Raw genomic sequence first — 19,829 nt, 5'->3', positions numbered from 1 at the left:
AAAAGAATGTAGCTCATCTATTAAAAAAGACGAGGTGTAAATAGATTGAATCCACATTAGAAGTGGAGATTTTTAACTTAAATAATATTATCATGAAAAAAGTATTTTCTATTCTATTTGTAAGTGTTGCCTTATTTGTAAGCCAATCGATTTCAGCACAAAAAACAATTGTTGATGTGGCTGTGGGTAACGATGATTTTTCAACTTTAGTTGCGGCCTTAAAGGCAGCAGACTTAGTAGGAGCTTTGCAAAGTGACGGACCCTTTACAGTATTTGCCCCAACCAATGCATCTTTCGATAAAATTGATGCTAACACTCTAAATTCACTTTTAGAACCAGCTAACAAAAAAGCATTAAGCAACATTTTAACTTATCATGTAGTTTCAGGTAAGCTTATGGCTAAAGATGTTGCTGGGGCTTTAGAAAAGGGAAATGGTGAGGTGGAAGTTACTGCCCTAAACGGTCAAAAATTAAAGGTGCTACAAAAAGATGGTAAGATTTGGCTACAAGATCAAAATGGTGCGTATAGCCAAATTGTAGCAACAGATGTAACAGCTAATAATGGAGTAATTCATGTGATTAGCGATGTTGTAATGCCTAAATAAAACATCTCTCTAATTATTAAACCGCCGAAAAAGTCCTTGAGTTATTCGAGGGCTTTTTTTATTCGACATAATAGAGGAGTTTACTATTTATTGGATTATCATTTAATAGTAAGATAACCTGGTCGAAATAATTAATTTGAGGAGTACGTTTTTATATATTCTTTTGGACTCATTCCCACTATCTTTTTTAAGACCCGCTTCTTTTTTTTGAATAGTTAAATAATTTGTTCCCTTTGAAAATTAATATTAAAGAACTATTCAATTCTCTAGTTGAATTGTTACTTTTAGCGCCTTAACTATTTAAACTATGAAATTACTATTAGCAAAATCATGTTGCGCTATTTTGTTTGCAACCTTAATTACGGGCTGTTCAAACAAAAATAAATCAGAAGAAATAGAAGAAGTTGTGGAGAAAACTCAAGATATTATTGTAGGTACCTACACTGGAGAATCGAGTGAAGGCATTTATAAATTAGAATTTAATGCTGAAACAGGAGCTTTAGCCACACCTCAATTAATTGCAAAAGCTTCAAATCCTTCATATATTGCGATTAGTAAAGATAGGTCTAAGATATATGCTGTTGCAGAAGATGGAGAGGGCAAAGCAATGGTCTTCAAATGGAATGCAGATCAAACTTCTTTAGAATTGATTAATGAAGCGCCTACAAACGGAATGCATCCTTGCCATATTAGTTTGAATGAGTCGAATGATTTGGTAGTAGTTGCAAATTATTCATCAGGAAATGCCGCTATTTATGCAATAGATGAGAATGGTGCATTATCAGAATCACCTGAAATGCGTCAACATGAAGGCAAGGGACCGAATACTGCAAGACAAGAAGGACCACATGCCCATTTTGCAACTTTTTATAAAGATGAGTTTATCTATGTTGTGGACTTAGGTATTGATGAAATTGCCTTATACAAAATAGGAGAAAATAGAAAGGCAGTTGGAGAAAAACAAACTGCTTTAAAATTAGAAGGTGGAGCAGGCCCTAGACATATAGAGTTTCATCCAAACAAGCCATTGGTTTATATTGTAAATGAATTAACAGGAGCAGTAACAACTGCAAAAGTAGATTTGAATACAGGCTTAATGACTGCAATTAATACTATTAGTACCTTGCCAGAAGGTTTTGAAGGCGAAAATTCTAGCGCCGACATTCATATGACGAAAGATGGATCGTTTTTATACATTACCAACAGAGGTCCGAATAATATTGCAATATTTAAAGTAGATACTGATGGTATGCCAACTTTAATGGGACATGAATCAGTAAGAGGAAATTGGCCAAGAAACTTTACGCTTTCTCCTGACGAGAAATTTTTGCTTGTTGCCAATCAACTTTCAAATAACATTGTAGTATTTAATAGAGATGCGTCAACAGGTGTGCTAACTTTTAGTGGACATGAATTAGAAATGTCTATGCCTGTTTGCTTGAAATTTTAATTTTCTGATAATCAGATTTTTGAATTTGTGATAAATACTATGTGTCAAAAGTAATATATTACTAATACAAACAAGGTTAAAGTTTTTATTTGCTAAAAATATAAAGCACTTGTTGTATTTTTAATTTTAATTTTTAGATTTGTCCCTCAATAACAAAACAATGACAGTACAACGCACTTGGTTTTTTAACTATTTCTACTTTTATTTTTTCAATAAGAGATAGAGGCTTTGTGTGTTTAAGATAATAACAAAATAAATTAGTAAAGTCTCGAAGTTTTTAAGTCGAGACTTTTTTTTTGTGCATAATGAGAGTAGCAATACAAGGAACAAAAGGATCATTTCACCATATCGTAGCTCAAGAGTTTTTTAACGAAGATTTTGAGTTGATAGAGTGCATGACATTTTCTGAAATGCCAAAACTATTGATTAACAATAGAGCAGATGCATTGGTTATGGCCATAGAAAATTCTATTGCGGCTTCTATATTGCCAAACTATGCTTTGATTGATAAATATCAATTAAATATTATTGGAGAGTTTCATTTAGGGATTCAACAAAACTTAATGGCGTTAAAAGGTCAAGATATTCATGATATTAAAGAGGTGCATTCACACCCGATGGCGTTGTTGCAATGTGCTCAGTTTTTTGAGAATTACCCTCAAATAAAGTTGGTTGAAGATAAAGATACCGCGGAAACGGCAAAGAGAATTCAAGAGGGTCAACTGAAAGGTATAGCAGCTATTGCAAGTACATTGGCTGCGGATATTTATGACCTGGACATTCTCGCGCCAAGTATTCAAACCATTAAGAATAATGCAACGCGTTTTTTTGTTTTAGATAGAAATGAAGAGGTGCGTTTTGAAGAGGGAAATAAAGCCTCAATTAGATTTACTGCTTCTCATAAAGCGGGAAGTTTAGGTACAATACTTACCACCTTTGGAGAGAATAATGTGAGTTTGTCTAAGATTCAGTCTATGCCAATAATTGAAACACCTTGGCGCTATGCATTCTTTGCAGATTTAGTTTTTGATGATTATAAAAATTATGAGAAAAGTTTAGAAGAAATTGCTCATCAAGTAGAGTCGATAAAAATATTAGGAGAGTACAAAAAAAGTAAGCGATAATGATTGCAAAGGCAAAGAGATTACAAGAGGTAAAAGAGTACTACTTCTCAACTAAATTAAGAGAGGTGGCTCAATTAGTGGCAGAAGGCAAGCCTATATTAAATATTGCAATAGGTAACCCAGATTTGGCACCGTCAGAAGGAGTCTTGTCTGCCATAAAAGACTCGCTAACATTTGAAAAAGCACACGGATATCAGTCGTACCAAGGCTTGCCAAAACTAAGGGAGGTAATTGCTGCTTTTTACCAAAAAAGTTATGGAGTTGATTTGAATCCTGTAAATCAAGTTTTGCCTCTTATGGGTTCTAAGGAAGGAATCATGCATATATCTATGGCCTTTTTAAATGAAGGCGATGAGGTGTTGATTCCAAACCCTGGGTATCCAACATATACATCAGTTACAAATTTATTGGGTGCCAAACCTGTTTTTTACGATTTAGAAGCTAGCAATGACTGGCAACCAGATTTTGATGCTTTGGCAAAAAAAGATTTGTCTAAAGTAAAAATCATGTGGGTTAATTATCCTCATATGCCAACAGGAGCGAATGCTTCTATAGAACTGTATCAGAAATTTGTTGATTTTGCAAGAGCTCATAATATCTTATTGGTCAATGATAATCCTTATAGTTTTATTTTAAACAATAATCCGTTAAGTATGCTTTCTGTAAAAGGAGCAGATGGAGTTGCACTCGAGTTAAACTCTTTGAGCAAAACATTTAACATGGCAGGATGGCGTGTAGGAATGTTATTAGGAAATAAAGATTTAATACAATCAGTATTACAGGTAAAAAGTAATATGGATTCTGGTATGTTCTACGGTATTCAGCAAGGAGCCATTACTGCGTTGCAATTATCTGATAAATGGTATGCAAATATTAATAGTATTTATGCAAAGCGTAGAGAAATTGTATATGAAATTTTAGATGCTTTAAACTGTAAATATGATACCAATGCAGTGGGAATGTTTGTGTGGGCTAAATTACCAGAGGGTGTAAAAACGCAAGAAATAGTAGACGATTTGTTGTACAATAAAAACATTTTTATAACTCCTGGTACTGTATTTGGTTCTAATGGAGAAGGATATATTAGATTTTCTTTGTGTGTAAGTGAAGATCAATTGTTAGAAGCTTTAAAAAGAGTAGTATCATGAAGAATGTTGTAGTGATAGGACTTGGTTTAATTGGTGGCTCTTTTGCCGTTGATATAAAAAAGGCATTTGGGAGTCATATTGTTGGTGTTGACGCAAATGAAGAACACGGTATCAGAGCCAAAGAAATTGGTTTTATAGATAGTGTTGGTACCATTGCAGATGTTACAAAAGCAGATGCTGTTATTATAGCAACGCCTGTTCATTCAATTGCATCAATTTGTGCAGAAGTTCTAGATGCTATTGGGGGAGACACAATAGTCTTTGATGTGGGGTCTGTAAAAGAAGATATTTGTTTGGCGCTGAAGAACCATCCAAAAAGAAACCAGTTTTTAGCAGTACATCCAATTGCTGGCACAGAATTTTCTGGTCCAGAAGCGGCCTTAGAAGGGTTGTTTGATGGAAAAGTTAATATCATTTGTGAACTAGAAAAAACAAAAAGAAGTTTAGCAAATAAAGCATTTGATATTTTTGATGCTTTAGGCTTAGAATATAAATATATGAGTCCGGTGGAGCATGACAGACATATTGCCTATGTTTCACACCTTTCGCATGTGAGTTCTTTTATGTTGGGTAAAACAGTCTTAGAGATTGAAAAGAATGAGCAAAATATTTTTGATTTAGCTGGTTCTGGATTTGAATCTACTGTGCGATTGGCTAAAAGCTCACCTGCAACATGGACACCTATATTTAGTGAGAATAAAAAGAATTTATTAAAAGCACTTTCTACTTACATTGCGAATTTGAAAGACTTTAAAGAATTGATAGAAAAAAATGATTTAGACGCCTTGTATAAGGTGATGGAAGAAACCAATCATTTAAAAGATATCTTAAACGGAATCAACAACAAACATAAACATATTAATTAAAAATTGTCAATATCTTTGGCAACTCAAAACAAGTAAAAATAGAATAATGGAAAACAAAAAAGAAATGAGATCATGGTTGGATGCATTGAACTTGGATCATCCACTCGTAGTAGCAGGGCCATGTAGTGCAGAGACTGAAGAGCAAGTATTAAAAATAGCACATGAGCTAAAAGATACCGATGTAAATTACTTTAGAGCAGGTATTTGGAAACCGAGAACGCGTCCTGGAAACTTCGAGGGAGTGGGAGCTTTAGGTTTGAAGTGGTTGCAAAAAGTAAAGGCAGAAACTGGTATGAAAACTGCTACAGAAGTAGCAAATGCAGCCCATGTTAAATTAGCATTAGAGCACGATATCGATTTGTTATGGATTGGAGCTCGTTCTACAGTGAGTCCTTTCATTGTTCAAGAAATTGCAGATGCATTAGAAGGAACTGATAAAATTGTATTGGTAAAAAACCCTGTAAATCCGGATTTAGCTTTATGGTTAGGAGGTATTGAGCGTTTGTATACTGCTAATATCAAAAACTTAGGAGTTATTCATAGAGGATTCTCAACATATGAGAAAACAAAATACCGTAATATTCCTGAGTGGCAATTGGCTATTGAATTACAGAATAAGTTTCCAGATTTACCATTGATTTGTGACCCATCACATATTACAGGAAAGCGTGATATGATTTTTGACGTTTCACAAACTGCTTTAGATTTAAACTTTGATGGATTGATGATTGAAACCCATTTCGATCCAGACAATGCTTGGAGTGATGCTGCTCAACAAGTAACACCAACTTCTCTAGTTCAAATTATGAAAGATTTGAAAATAAGAAAAGAGAGTAGTGAAGAAGCCGAGTACCAACATAAATTATCGAATTTAAGAGCTCAGATAGATGTTATTGATAATGGTTTAATTGAAACTCTTGGTAAGCGCATGAAAATATCTGATGATATAGGGACTTTGAAAAAATCTGGTAATATTGCCGTTTTACAATCTAACCGTTGGAATGAAATTTTAGGACGTATGATTTTAGAAGGGGAGAGTAAAGGATTAAGTGAAGAATTTGTTTTGAGAATGTTTAAAGCCATTCACCAAGAATCAATTAATCATCAAGAAAAGATTTTAAAATCTTAAGAATAAAAAAAGGCTCGCAATTGCGAGCCTTTTAATTTATTGAATGTTGCGTTTAAATATGTATCGAGTAATAAAAATGGCATTTCCATCACCTTTTCCCGCGTCACTTTCAACACCTGTATTTACAAAAGCAAGTTCCCATCCTTCAGAAACTAGTTTGTTGATTTTAGAAGTCATTACCGCATCGTTAGCAGCAATGTTCTGAAAGCGTATACCTGTAATGTTATAGAAGTTTAACAATTTAGTTTCTTCATAATTTCGCATTCTAATATCTCCTCTGTCAGACTTATTTTTTTTGTCAGTATTTTTATCGTCTGTTCTAATTGTAGTATAGTCCTCATAGTTTTTTTCTTCATTGGCATCTATAATTCTAGATCTACCAACTCCACTTGTTACCAAAGACTCGACTGCTGTAACAACCTTATATTCAACTTGTGCAACAATATCAGAGCTGCAAATAACAATTAACAATAAGGCAAAAAAGATTTTTTTCATGTTCGGAAAGTTTGAAATTAATTATGGAAAGATAGGACTAATTGTTTGAATAAAGTGTTATTTTGTAATTTAGTTTTAGGCAGTATTTTATGACAGGGTTAGTAACAAAGTCTACAGGTAGTTGGTACTATGTAAGAACAGAGGAAGGGGTAATATATGAGTGCCGTATACCTGGTAAGTTTAGAATGAAAGGTATAAAAAGTACCAATCCTGTTTCAGTAGGAGATATTGTAGATTTTGAGCTAGAACCTCAAAAGGAAAAGGGTGTTATACAACGCATACATGATAGAAAAAACTATATTGTTCGTAAATCTGTAAACCTATCTAAACAAACTCATATAATTGCGGCAAATATAGATATTGCCTTTTTATTGGTGACGATTGATAATCCTCCAACTTTTCCAGGTTTTATAGACCGATTTTTAGCAACAGCTGAAGCCTATAATATTACCTCAGTAATTCTATTTAATAAGATGGATACCTATGATGACGATCAGTTAGAAATGGTAGAAGAGTTATATGAAATCTATAATAATATTGGGTATGAGTGTATAGAAATATCTGCTATAGAAAATGTGAATGTTGATGTAGTTAAAGCGTTAATGAAGAATAAGGTTTCAATGTTTTCAGGTCACTCCGGGGTTGGTAAAAGTACCTTGGTAAATGCTATAGAACCTGAGTTAAAGATTAAAACAGCAGAAATTTCTAAACAACACAAACAAGGGCAGCATACAACAACCTTTGCAGAAATGCATGAACTGTCTTTTGGTGGATTTATTATTGATACTCCAGGTATTAAAGGATTTGGAGTTGTTGATTTTGAGCCTCAAAATATAACAGATTACTTTCCTGAATTCTTTGCCTTAAAGAAAGATTGTAAGTTCAACAATTGCTTGCACCAAAAAGAACCTAAATGTGCTGTAAAAAAGGCGCTAGAAGAAGATAGGATTGCGCCATCTAGATATTTTAGTTATTTGCAAATGTTGAATGGCGAAGAAGAGAATTACCGTGTAAACCAATATGAAAAATGAAAGTTGTAGTTCAAAGAGTTTCTGAAGCTTCTGTAACTGTAGATGGAATTGTAATTAGCGCAATTGAAAAGGGGTTGTTGGTATTACTTGGTGTTACCCATAATGATGATGAAGAGGATATTGATTGGTTGATTAAAAAGGTCATCAATCTTCGGATTTTTAATGATGTAAACGGGGTAATGAATGAATCCTTATTACAGCAAAACGGAGATGTTATTGTAGTAAGTCAATTTACGTTACAGGCTAGTACAAAAAAAGGAAATCGACCGTCTTATTTAAATGCGGCAAAACCAGAAATAGCAATTCCTATGTATGAAAAGTTTGTTTCAGATTTAGAGATAGCCATTGATAAAAAGGTTGGAACTGGAGAATTTGGCGCAGATATGAAAGTATCATTAATTAACGATGGTCCCGTAACTATTATCATTGATTCAAAAAACAGGCAGTAATTGTTGTGGATAATTCGGTAAAACTATACATTTACTGAAAACTAACCAACAGACATTTCCTATGATACGCAAGTATTTTATTGCGATGGCTTTATGCCTTTCCATATCTACTTCTTACACCCAAGAATTTCAATACAATGTATTAACTATTTCTCCTGAATTAAAGGAGAATGCCAATGTAGTTGTTAGAAAAGATGATATGCACATCGAAATTAAGTCTCAGGATCATATGATTACTGAAACTGAATACGCGATTACCGTTTTGAATAAATTAGGTGATAGATTTAGTTCGATTAATGTATATCATGATGATTCTCGAAAGATTGAGCAAATTAGCGGTGTTGTTTACGATGCCATGGGTAATGAAATACATAAATTTAAAAAGCGAGATTTTGAAGATAGAAGCGCTTATGATGGATTTTCTTTATTTAATGATGGTAGGTATTTAAGTTATAAATATACACCAACCTCTTATCCATATACAATACATTATAAAAAGCGAGAAGTAAAATCTAGTACTGCATTTATCCCTAAATGGTATTATTTGGGGAGTTACTATACAAGTATTGAAAGTTCTGTAATGTCAATTACCTATCCAACTGATATAGGATTCAGAAAATATCATAAAAATTTCGAAGGGTATGATAATATCGAAATTAATGAAACTCCTAATAAGATTACATATACAACGCTTAATCTTCCAGCCATGGCCTATGAACCATATGCCCCAGATATAGCAGATTTTTTGCCAATTGCTTATTTTGGTATATCTGATTTTGCATTAGAAGGAGTTAAGGGTTCAGCTGCTAACTGGCAAGAGTTTGGAAAGTGGAGATACATAAATTTAAAAAATGGTAGCGGATCTATTTCTGAAGAAAATACAAGAGAAATTAAAAACCTAGTTGCAGGGGTAGAAGACCCAATTGATAAGGCTAAAATTGTTTATGAATATGTGCAAAATAGAGTGCGATACATTAGTATTCAAGAAGGTATTGGTGGTTGGACACCTTTCCCTGCGGATGAAGTTCATAGATTGAAATACGGAGATTGTAAAGCCCTCACCAATTATACATTAATGCTATTAAAAGCAGTAGGTGTGGAATCTTACTATACGGTGCTTTGGGGAGATGAATCTAAAATAAATGTTGAAAAAGAAATATTTTCAATGCAAGGCAATCATGTGATTTTAAATTTGCCTACAGAAGAAGGAGATATTTGGTTAGAATGTACAAGTCAAGATGTTCCGTTTGGAGAAATTGCAGGTTTTACAGATGATAGAGACGTACTAGTAATAAAGCCAGAAGGAGGTGTAATTAAGCACACTAGAATATATGACGATAGAGAGAATAGCCAGTACACAAATGGAAATGTTCGTGTAGGAGCCGATGGAAATTTAGAAGCAGAAGTTTCTATTATAAGTAAGGGTTCACAATTTGACAATAGATTAAGAGCTGCTAGTAATAATGAAAAAGAGAACGAGAAACTTTATAAAGAATTTTTTAGCAACATTAACAATATTGAGCTGAGAAAAATAGCAGTAACTAATAATAAAAAGAGTTCTCAATTCGAAGAAGAAATAGATTTTATAGCAACTAATTATGGAGTTATTAGTGGTACAAGAATGATTATTCCCTTAAACGTTTTTAATGTTATAGAGTCTGCTCCAAGACGTGTAAGAGATCGAAAATTGCCTATAGAAATTACTCGGGGTTTTTATGATGTAGATGAGGTTGAAATGCAGCTGCCTAATGGATATACAGTTGAAGCAATGGCCAAAGATATAAAGGTAGAAACAGAATATGGTAATTACGAAACAACCTTTGAATCGTTAGAAAATAATAAATTGAAAATAACTCGAAAATTACTATTTAAAACAGGAAACTACAGCAAAGAACAGTATACAGATTTTAGAAACTTTTACAGAAAAATCGTGAAAAGTGATAAATCTAAAATCGTACTTATAAAACAATAATTAACCAACCAATAAACATCATGAGAGCAATTATTTTTGCTGTGCTATTGGCTATTATATTGCCAATGAATGCACAAAACTACAAATTTGGTAAAGTATCAAAAGAAGAATTGCAAGAGCAATTTTATCCTTTAGATAGCAGTGCAAATGCGGCTGTATTATATAAAAAGCGACGTACCCATACAAGATCAACGGGTAGCGGCTTAGAAATTGTTACTGATATTCATGTTAGAATGAAACTGTATGATAAAGAAGGTTTTGATCATGCAACAGAAGAAGTTTTTCTATATATGGGTTCTAATTCTAATGCAGAATCTGCAGGTAGTTTTAAAGCTGTAACATATAATTTGGAAGGAGATAAAATAGTAAGTACCAAACTTGAAAAGAAAGCAATTAAAACACAAAATTTAAGCGAAAGGTTGAAAGTTAAGAAATTTACAATGCCTAACCTTAAACCAGGATCTGTTATAGAATGGTCATACACAATAATATCGCCATTTTTGTCTCAAATAGATCCATTAGAAATTCAATTGGATATTCCTGTTAAAAGGTATGAGGCAACATTAAAATTATTAGAGTGGTACAAATTTAGAAAACTTCAAAAAGGGTATATTCCGTTTAATATTAAAGAATCATATGATTCAAATATAGATTTGGATATTCGTAACCAAGTTATAACCGTAGTGGAGTCTAATATTCCGGCCTTAAAAGTAGAACCTTATGTTGATAATATTTGGAATTATGCCACTGGTTTAGAATTAGAAGTGGTAGCATTAACAGCACCTAAACTTGGTATTTATCAGAATTACGCGACAAGTTGGGAAGAAATTGCAAAAGACATTTATAATTCAGATAATTTTGGTGGTCAATTAAGTAGAAGTGGTCATTTAAAAGAAGCGGCATTAGAATTAATGACTAAATATCAAACGACTGAATCCAAATCTGCTGCAGCCTTAGACTATATAAAATCTAAAATTGCTTGGAATGGTAACTATGGAGAATATCCGCAAAATGGATTGAAAAAAGCTCTTAGGGAAGGTGCAGGAAATATTGGCGATATAAATCTGAATTTGGTGGCCCTCTTAAGAGAATTAGGCTTAAATGCAAACCCTGTACTAATAACTACAAGAAGTAGAGGTATTCCATTATTTCCTACCACCGATAAAATTAATTACGTAATTGCAGTAATAGAAACACCAAAAGGGCAAGTTTTATTGGATGCATCAGAAAAATATAGTAAACCAAATTTATTGCCTTTGAGAGCGGTAAATTATCAAGGTATAATTGTAAGAAAAAACAAAACCATTGGGTATACAGATCTTGGCTCAAATTTAAAATCTACTACAGAAAGCAATCTTTCTTATAAATTGGAAGAAGATGGTTTTGTGACTGGAATGAATAGACGTAAATATGATAATCTTAGAGCTTTAAATTACAGAAAACGAAAAGGTCGTTTAGATGAAGAGGATTTAATCAGTCAAATTGAATCGCAAGATGATGATATTGAAATAGTAAACTTCCGCTTGTCCAATAGAGATGATGTTTTTAAGCCTGTGGTTGAAATGTATAAGTTCGAAAAGGAAGATGCTGTAGAAGAGATTGGTGGTAAATTGTATTTTTCTCCTTTGTTATTTTTAGCTAACACGGAGAATCCATTTAAATTGGAAAAAAGAGAGTATCCAGTAGATTTCGGATCTCCATTCCAAAATAAAAATATTGTTAATATTACCATTCCAGCAGGTTTTGCGGTAGAAGCTTTGCCAGAAGATGTTGCTGTGGGAATGACGGATAAACTAGGTACATTTATATATAGAGTAAAAGTAGTGGGAAACAAGATTCAAGTTACTTCTATGTTCGAAATAAATGCAGGTGTTATTTCTGGATTTAATTACGAAGAATTGAAAGGATTTTATCAATTAATGATATCAAAACAAACGGAGAAAATTGTTTTGGTTCCTGTGGAAGGATAATTTTATAAAGATTATGAGTCTATTACATACTAATATTCAAATTCTTACGTTGAATAATTGATGAACTTCCGAGTATCATTCAGATTCCATAAAACTTTTGAAGCCTCCTTATTTTTTAAGGAGGTTTTTCATTAAAATAAAATTATTTTCCTAGGAATATATTTAAATTATTTTTTATATTAGCACCAGAAACATTTTAAAACTCAAATAATGAAAAAAATTATAGTTGCTTTATTAATCGCTGCTACTGCATTTTCTTGTAAAGTTGATAGTAAAAACAAAGTTGAAACATCTGATGCTAAAGAAGTAAAGGAAGTTGCCGCTGCAGATATTGCTGTTGATACTACAGCTTCAGAAGTTAATTGGAAAGGATTTAAACCAACTGGAGAACACTTTGGAACAGTAACAATTACAGAGGGAACTCTTAAAACTGCTGATGGAAATTTGGTAGGAGGTACCTTTACATTTGATATGAACTCAATTGTAGTTACAGATATGCCAGCCGATAATGAGTATAATGCAAAATTAGTAGAGCATTTAAAATCTGGAGATTTCTTTGAAGTAGAAAAATTTCCAACTGCTTCTTTTGAAATTACTGAAGTTGCTAAAGCTGAGGCAAAAATTAATATTAGTGGAAACTTAACTGTAAAAGGAATTACTAAAAACATTACAATTCCTGCAGCTGTTTCAACAGTAGATGGTGCAATGGTAATTACAAGTGATGCCTTTAAAGTAGATAGAACAGAATTCGGAATTCAATATAAGTCTACAAAGTTAGCAGACGTAATTAAAGAAAAATCAATAGATGATTTATTTGAAATGAGCTTTATAGTAAAAGCGTCAAAATAAATTAAAAAATCTAATTACTTTAAAGTCTGAGTGGTTCACTACTCAGACTTTTTTTTGTGCCCAAAAAAGCCGTAATTTGGAACTCTTAATAACTACTTTATGGCAAACAAAGACAACCTCGAATCTTTTGAAGCAGGAGGGCAAAGAATAATTGACAACAAAGAATTAAGTATTGGTGAAGCAATGATACCTGTTGTGGTATTGATTGCTTTATTAGCTTTTAACGTATCGGTTTTTAAAGATGATGCACTAGGTGGTAGTAATCAGTTTGTACTGTTGTTGGGTGCCGCCGCTGCCGCAGTTGTTGGATTTTTTAATAAGGTTTCATACAAAACCATGATAGAAGAGGTTGCAGAAAATGTTAAATCTACTGCAGGGGCAATTCTTATATTATTAATGGTTGGTGCTTTGGCGGGTACTTGGCTTATAAGTGGTATTATTCCTTCTATGATATATTATGGACTCAAAATTTTGAATCCCACTATTTTTCTCGCAGCCTGCTTAGTAATTTGTGCGGTTATTTCTATTGCAACGGGAAGTTCATGGACTACCTCTGCAACCGTAGGTATAGCGCTTATTGGTATTGGTGATGCCTTGGGAATTTCGATAGGTATGACGGCAGGAGCAGTATTGTCTGGGGCATATTTCGGTGATAAAATGTCACCAATGTCTGATACTACAAATTTAGCCCCGGCCATGGCGGGTGCAACTTTATTTTCGCATATAAAGTACATGACTTACACTACGGTTCCAACGGTTTTAATAAGTTTAGTTGTTTTTGTAATAATTGGCTTAACCTTAAATACGACTGGAGAGGCAGAAACCTCTGCAATGTTGACAGATATAGAAAAAGCATTTAATGTTACTGGGTGGATATTTCTAGTGCCAGCTGCCGTTGTATTTCTTATCGTCAAGAAAACACCACCTTTAGTTGCTTTATTGGCAGGTACTATTTTAGGAGCCATTTTTGCTTTAATATTTCAACCACAAGTGGTAGCTACTATAGCCGGTGTTGAAAGGCTAGATTTGGTATCAGCATATAGAGGAGTGATGGATGCTATAACGGTAAAAGTTTCAGTGCCTACAGATAATGAAATATTAGCAGATTTGTTTACAGCTGGAGGAATGAGTAAAATGTTGGGTACCGTATGGTTAATACTATGCGCCATGGTATTTGGTGGGATAATGGATGCTATTGGGGCTTTAGCTGCTATAAGTAAGTTTATGTTGAATTTATTTGATTCCATCTTCGGATTATTTGCATCTACAGTTTTTACCTGTATCGGGTTAAACTTTACAGCCTCAGATCAATATTTAGCAATTGTTGTTCCTGGTAAGATGTATGCTAAAGCATATGAAGATAAAGGATTGGCACCAGAAAATTTAAGTAGAACCTTAGAAGATTCTGGTACGGTTACATCCGTGTTAATTCCATGGAATACTTGTGGTGCCTACCAATCTGGTGTATTAGGAGTACCTGTTTTTGACTATGCTATTTATGCTGTTTTTAATTGGTTAAGTCCGTTTATGACATTGATTTTTGCTGCTTTTAGAATTAAAATAAAGCAATTAGTAAAAGCATAGATTCATGAGGAAACTAGTCTTTTCGATTTTAACTGTATTTATTTTGATATCGTGTTCAAAAGAACAATCTATAAGCAAACAATATTTCGAACTTTTTAGATCAAGTTATACAGGTAATTCAGCCTATGAAACCACTACTTTCGTTGAAAAGTATTGGAGAATTGCTGGAAATTCAGGGTTTAATAATTCAGTGTATTACATAGAAGAAAAACTGAAAAAGGCGGGCTATGTTTTAGAATCTAATGCAACAGAGTCAGACAGATTGGTATATCGAATAGAAGAGCGCGAGATGCGCAATCCAACTTGGGAACCAGTGAGTGCATCGCTACAAATCGTTGGACAAGATGCTCCAATATTAGAACAAATTACAAATAGAAATATGGTCTATTTGAATTCTTCATCTACTCCTTCTGAGGGAGTAAAAAGCGAGGTTATTCATATTCATGATATGAAAGACTTTGAAACGATAGATGTAGAAGGAAAGATTGTCTTTGCAGAAATGAGTCCCTATAGATTGTATGAAACTGCAATTTTAGAGGGAGGAGCAATTGGTTTAATTACATATAATAATCCTGCGTATTTACAACCTGAGAAAAATGATACTTCAATACAATTTAGAGCAATTCCGTTTAACAAAGATTATCCTGTTTGGGGCATCGCCTTATCGTATAAAGCAAAAGAAGCATTAAAAACAGAATTGCAGAAAGGATCTCTAGAAGTTGCTGTTACTATTGAAACTAAAATTTACCCTTCTAAAGAGCTTACCATAATTGCATCTATTATAGGAAGTGAATTGCCGGAAGAAAGTTTGGTAATGAGCGCTCATATTCAAGAACCAGGTGCTAACGATAATGCAACTGGAGTAGGAGTGCAATTAGAAATGGCTGAATTAGCTGCTTCTAAAATTAACGCAGGTGAGTTAGATACAAAACGAACTTTAGTCATGCTATGGGGAGATGAAATTATTTCAACTCGCAGGTATGTAAAAGAAAAAGAAAAACGCAATTCTATAATTAATTGGGGATTAAGTTTGGATATGGTTGGGGAGAACACTTCCATAACTGGGGGCTCTTTTTTGATTGAAAAAATGCCTGATCCTAGTGCAATCTGGACACGAGGTAAAGATAAGCACTCAGAATGGGGAGGTGAGGTTTTAAAAGAAGAAGATATGATGCCTCATTATTTCAACGATTTTATGATTTCAATTTTTGAGGAACAAGGTGCATTTGCAAACTGGGAAGTAAATACCAATCCATTTGAAGGAGGGAGCGATCATATACCGTTTTTAAAAGAAAATATTCCTGGTTTATTATTATGGCATTTTACTGATCAGTTTTATCATACCGATAACGATCGCTTAGACAAAGTGTCCCAAGAGACATTGAGAAATGTTGGAACAGGTGCGTTGGTAAGTGCTTTTACTTTATTAAATGCAGATACGCTAACGGCATTAGAAATTTTAAAATTACTAGAAGAACGAGCGGCTAGTAGAATAGAAGATGAATTTATTTTAAGTGCTGATATAATTAAGAATGGAGGCGAATTGGAAAGTGAATTATTAATTCTTAAATCTTGGAATAAATGGTATGTTGCAGCGATACAATCTGTTTCTGATATCTCAAATGCAGATCAAGAACAATTAAAAAAAGCAATTGAAAGTGCCACCAATCAATTGAATTTACTTACTTCTTCTAAAATTGAGGAATTGAATAATCTATAAATAAAATTACTATGACATATTCCATTTTTACAGATCAAATGTTCTTTGTAATGTTGGGTATTGGAGCCTTGTTTATTGGTATGGCATTTTTACTGAATAAAAGTAATGCTAAGTTGCTCTTATCTGGTTATAATACAATGAGTGCTGAAAAACAAGCAAAGTTTCCGATTGAAGCATATTTAAAAAGATTTAAGCAGTTTCATTTATACTTAGGTGTTTCTTTTATAGCTGTTGGAACATTAGTTGGATTGTTATTTGGCACGAGATATTTAGGTTTATTTATAGGTTTGTACCCTTTGTTTGCCTATGCCTATTTTATATATAACTCGAAGGAGTTTGACGAAAATAGAAAACGAATGTACCAATTAGCAGCTGTCTCATTAGTTGTAATGGCATTAGTTATTGCAGGTCTTTTCTTTAGAGGATTAGAGGAAACCAAAATTCAATTTTCAGAAAATGCTATTACTATTACAGGTTCATATGGACTCACTGTACAATCTAGTGAGTTAGTAGAAATTCATTATTTTGAAGACTTTTCTAAGTTTAAAGCAACCAAAAGAAATGGTTTTGCAATTGACAAGATTAAAAAGGGGAATTTTAAAACTGCTTCTGGAGATGTTTTACTCTTAATAAATGATACTTCTCAACCAGTAATTGGAATTAAACGTATGAAAGAAAAACCAATATATGTTTCGGGTACTTTTGAGGAGTTCGAACAAATATTAGAATTAGAATCTAAAAATTCTAGATAAAATAATTCCAAACAATACCCAAACGCACCGTAAAGTCGCGATAAGGATGCAATGGAGCACTGTAATAATTTCGTCCTGTAAAACCAGCAGTAATATTTTCTAAGGCAAAAAAGATGCGCATTGTTCTTACACGTGCATTGGCAAAAAAGTCAAACATTGGAAATCCTCCATAATCCTGGTCTTGTAAATAAAATTCACTCAATACAGGGTCGTACGCATTCATCTGGTATTCACTAAAGTATTTAAAGGTAATACCAGTTTGAAGATACATTGGTTTCTTTTTAAAGATGTGGTTGCTATAATACAAAGAGTTTCTTGTAACAAATGTTGGCACTCTTAAATAATCTGCGCCCTTTGTAACATTTTGATACATGATTGTGTTTTCTATAGACATACGTCTAAAGAAATTAAATGTTTTTTCAGCTTTAATTTTATAATACGCAACATTCTCATTGGCTTGTTGTGGCTTTGAGTCATGATCAAAATAAGTAAAGTTCTTAATTTGATGAATACTACCTGAAACATTAAACCATTGAACAGAGTTAAAATCTAGAGCTAGGCTACTAGTTTGAATGTTATCGAAATTAGTGTTTTGCCAATTATAGTCTACATAATCACTTTGAAAATGTAAAAAATTAAAATCTGGTGATTTTGATACATTTTGTATGCTTGCTGTTACACTAAATACGCTATCTGTTGCATAAGTTGCCGCTGCCGCCAATGTATTACCATTAATATCTCCGACTACAATACTTGATATATCGGCTTGTAAATTGAAATCTCCAATATGTGCATCCCATTCTGCTCCAATAGAAATAGCATCTCCCTCTAATTGCCTTTCAACAATAGAACCATTTCCTAAATGCACTTCTCCATTAAAGTAATGATTGTAATAATAATAAGAAGCTTTACCCTTAATTGTACCTAGAACATATGGCGAAATAATGTCGATAAATGCCATGTTATTCATAGTTCGAAGTCCAGTGTCATCGTTTATGGAACTATCATAAGAATCACCTAATAAATCATTTTGGGTTTGCTTGTATTCGTAATGTTTGGTTTCATAGCTGAAATGATGACCAACTTTTAAATTTGATTGATTTTTGACAGAATCTTTTTCTTTAAAAATTTTATAATCATGCTCAAAATGATAGCGTTTTGCTAAAATTCTATTTTCAGCATCATCAAAATTTACTTCCAATCGACCCCTATCCGTATAATCAGAATCGCCACTTTCAAACAATTCAACAGACTCATCTGTTAGTCCACCATTTTCCTCAAAACGATATTTATGAGAAACAAAATGCCCTCTAATGTAATATTGCTTATTATTAGTGAAGTAATTAAAAGTGGTTCTAAAATTACCATTACTTACTAAGGTTTCTCGATACTTACCTAAAGAACGAAGTCCCTTAAAAGAAAACGAAACATTTAGATTTGGAGACATATTCATGGCAAATTTAGCATCCAGTGTCTGTCCTTGCTTTAAACCGGTGCGCCATTGTAATTCGGTAATAGGGGTAGGAACATGGTAGTATACTACATCTTTAACTTCTTTGTAATTAATGTGCTTAGCAGTCATCCCCATTTTTGGGATGTATGAAGTTCCTAAAAAATCATATCCTAAACTATTGTATTGTTGACCCTGGTTGTGAAATGGCATGTATTCAAAATCGTCTTTTCTTACGAAATTAAATTTGTAATACTTTTTCATAGTTAAAGTGGTATCTATCAAAAAAGTATCGCGTTCGTAGGTAATTATTTTGTAATCGTTAATAGAGGTTTCACCATCTAATTCTACGGTAATCTCTTGCCGATTATTATAAAGTGAATCTTGACGTTGCGTGCTTATATCATTACTGTAATATTGTTCTTTTGTCAATCCAGTTTTAGATTTGCTTTGAGCAATAAGCGTACCAGAAAACAGTACACAAAAAAAGACCAATAAAATGTTTTTCATAATGCTTGTTAATGCAGCAAAGGTAAAGTTTTTAAACGAATAACTTCCATTGAAATTATTTGCAAAAAAGACTTATTTTTAGACGGAATATTTGGTTAATGCTAGACTTAAGATTTCAACATAAAACATTAGAAGCTGGCACTGATGAGGCGGGTAGAGGTTGTTTATCTGGACCTGTTGTTGCAGCTGCAGTTATTTTGCCCGATGGATTTTCACATCCTCTTTTGAACGACTCGAAACAGCTTTCTGAAAAACACAGAATGGAGTTAAGGCCCATTATAGAAAAAAAGGCCATTGCATGGGGAGTAGCGTTTGTTAGTCCTCAAAAAATTGATGAGATCAATATTTTACAAGCTTCAATTTTAGGAATGCATTTGTCTATTGATCAACTAAAAACAATTCCAGAATATATTGCTGTAGATGGTAATAAATTTAAGCCTTATAAAGATATTCCTCATCAAACAGTAGTAAAAGGAGACGGAAAATATATGAATATTGCGGCAGCATCTGTGTTGGCAAAAACGTATAGAGATGATTACATGGAGAAAATTCATCAAGAGTTTCCTATGTACGATTGGAATAAGAACAAAGGCTATCCAACAAAAGCACACCGTAAAGCTATTTTAGAACATGGTGCTACTGAATATCACCGTAAATCATTTCGATTATTACCTGAAGAGCAATTGAAACTATTTTAGAATCATGTTTCAATTTTGTGGGTGAAA

The 19,829-nt window shown here is 33.2% G+C and carries 17 protein-coding genes; 15 read left to right on the top strand and 2 right to left on the bottom strand.

All coding sequences use genetic code 11. The features are described from left to right. Positions 1–92 precede the first annotated feature (92 nt). From ACYQ5R_RS03395 to ACYQ5R_RS03370, 6 genes are all read left to right on the top strand, one after another. On the top strand, positions 93–605 hold the full coding sequence (locus tag ACYQ5R_RS03395; RefSeq protein ID WP_460189502.1) for a fasciclin domain-containing protein: 513 nt from the start codon (positions 93–95) through the stop codon (positions 603–605). Positions 606–912: 307 nt separating this feature from the next. Next, positions 913–2,055, top strand: a complete 1,143-nt coding sequence (locus ACYQ5R_RS03390) for a lactonase family protein (protein ID WP_460189501.1) — start codon at positions 913–915, stop codon at positions 2,053–2,055. Positions 2,056–2,360: 305 nt separating this feature from the next. Further along, a complete protein-coding gene (locus ACYQ5R_RS03385; protein WP_460189500.1) occupies positions 2,361–3,179 on the top strand; it encodes a prephenate dehydratase in 819 nt (272 codons plus the stop codon). Next, positions 3,179–4,327 carry a pyridoxal phosphate-dependent aminotransferase gene (locus tag ACYQ5R_RS03380; protein WP_460189499.1) on the top strand — a complete coding sequence of 383 codons (1,149 nt, stop codon included), beginning with the start codon at positions 3,179–3,181 and terminating at the stop codon, positions 4,325–4,327. Before ACYQ5R_RS03385 ends, ACYQ5R_RS03380 begins: the two co-directional genes overlap by 1 nt. Further along, on the top strand, positions 4,324–5,193 hold the full coding sequence (locus tag ACYQ5R_RS03375; RefSeq protein ID WP_460189498.1) for a prephenate dehydrogenase: 870 nt from the start codon (positions 4,324–4,326) through the stop codon (positions 5,191–5,193). Before ACYQ5R_RS03380 ends, ACYQ5R_RS03375 begins: the two co-directional genes overlap by 4 nt. A 46-nt stretch (positions 5,194–5,239) precedes the next feature. Beyond that, positions 5,240–6,322, top strand: coding sequence for a chorismate mutase (locus ACYQ5R_RS03370; RefSeq protein WP_460189497.1), 1,083 nt, complete (start codon positions 5,240–5,242; stop codon positions 6,320–6,322). 36 nt (positions 6,323–6,358) lie between these two features. Here the strand turns inward: ACYQ5R_RS03370 and ACYQ5R_RS03365 are convergent, their stop codons facing one another. Then, positions 6,359–6,817, bottom strand: coding sequence for a hypothetical protein (locus ACYQ5R_RS03365; protein WP_460189496.1), 459 nt, complete (start codon positions 6,815–6,817; stop codon positions 6,359–6,361). Between the two features lie 89 nt (positions 6,818–6,906). On the opposite strand from ACYQ5R_RS03365, the gene rsgA reads away from it, so the two are divergent. From rsgA to ACYQ5R_RS03325, 8 genes are all read left to right on the top strand, one after another. Beyond that, positions 6,907–7,848 (top strand): ribosome small subunit-dependent GTPase A, encoded by a 942-nt coding sequence (gene rsgA, locus ACYQ5R_RS03360; RefSeq protein ID WP_460189495.1) that lies wholly within the window; start codon positions 6,907–6,909, stop codon positions 7,846–7,848. Beyond that, complete coding sequence (gene dtd / locus ACYQ5R_RS03355; RefSeq protein WP_460189494.1) at positions 7,845–8,297, top strand: D-aminoacyl-tRNA deacylase; 453 nt, start codon at positions 7,845–7,847, stop codon at positions 8,295–8,297. Before rsgA ends, dtd begins: the two co-directional genes overlap by 4 nt. 61 nt (positions 8,298–8,358) lie before the next feature. Continuing rightward, a complete protein-coding gene (locus tag ACYQ5R_RS03350; protein ID WP_460189493.1) occupies positions 8,359–10,269 on the top strand; it encodes a DUF3857 domain-containing protein in 1,911 nt (636 codons plus the stop codon). A gap of 20 nt (positions 10,270–10,289) precedes the next feature. Beyond that, positions 10,290–12,239, top strand: a complete 1,950-nt coding sequence (locus ACYQ5R_RS03345) for a DUF3857 domain-containing protein (protein WP_460189492.1) — start codon at positions 10,290–10,292, stop codon at positions 12,237–12,239. Between the two features lie 210 nt (positions 12,240–12,449). After that, the gene (locus tag ACYQ5R_RS03340; protein ID WP_460189491.1) at positions 12,450–13,088 is read left to right on the top strand and encodes a YceI family protein; all 639 of its coding nucleotides are present in this window, start codon (positions 12,450–12,452) and stop codon (positions 13,086–13,088) included. Positions 13,089–13,187: 99 nt separating this feature from the next. Continuing rightward, positions 13,188–14,672 carry a Na+/H+ antiporter NhaC gene (nhaC, locus tag ACYQ5R_RS03335; protein WP_460189490.1) on the top strand — a complete coding sequence of 495 codons (1,485 nt, stop codon included), beginning with the start codon at positions 13,188–13,190 and terminating at the stop codon, positions 14,670–14,672. 4 nt (positions 14,673–14,676) lie between these two features. Further along, on the top strand, positions 14,677–16,392 hold the full coding sequence (locus ACYQ5R_RS03330) for a M28 family peptidase (protein ID WP_460189489.1): 1,716 nt from the start codon (positions 14,677–14,679) through the stop codon (positions 16,390–16,392). Positions 16,393–16,403: 11 nt separating this feature from the next. After that, positions 16,404–17,144, top strand: a complete 741-nt coding sequence (locus ACYQ5R_RS03325; RefSeq protein WP_460189488.1) for a DUF3784 domain-containing protein — start codon at positions 16,404–16,406, stop codon at positions 17,142–17,144. Here ACYQ5R_RS03325 and ACYQ5R_RS03320 read toward each other — a convergent pair. Further along, positions 17,137–19,104: a putative porin gene (locus ACYQ5R_RS03320; protein WP_460189487.1), complete on the bottom strand. Its 1,968-nt coding sequence runs from the start codon at positions 19,102–19,104 to the stop codon at positions 17,137–17,139. The two genes, ACYQ5R_RS03325 and ACYQ5R_RS03320, sit on opposite strands and share 8 nt — an antisense overlap. 98 nt (positions 19,105–19,202) lie before the next feature. Here ACYQ5R_RS03320 and ACYQ5R_RS03315 point away from each other — a divergent pair, with 98 nt between their 5' ends. Continuing rightward, positions 19,203–19,802 carry a ribonuclease HII gene (locus ACYQ5R_RS03315; RefSeq protein ID WP_460189486.1) on the top strand — a complete coding sequence of 200 codons (600 nt, stop codon included), beginning with the start codon at positions 19,203–19,205 and terminating at the stop codon, positions 19,800–19,802. Positions 19,803–19,829: the final 27 nt, after the last annotated feature.

This window comes from Urechidicola sp. KH5 (assembly GCF_054661455.1).
Note: the sequence above shows the minus strand (reverse complement) of the source record. Positions and strands in the feature narration are given on the sequence as shown.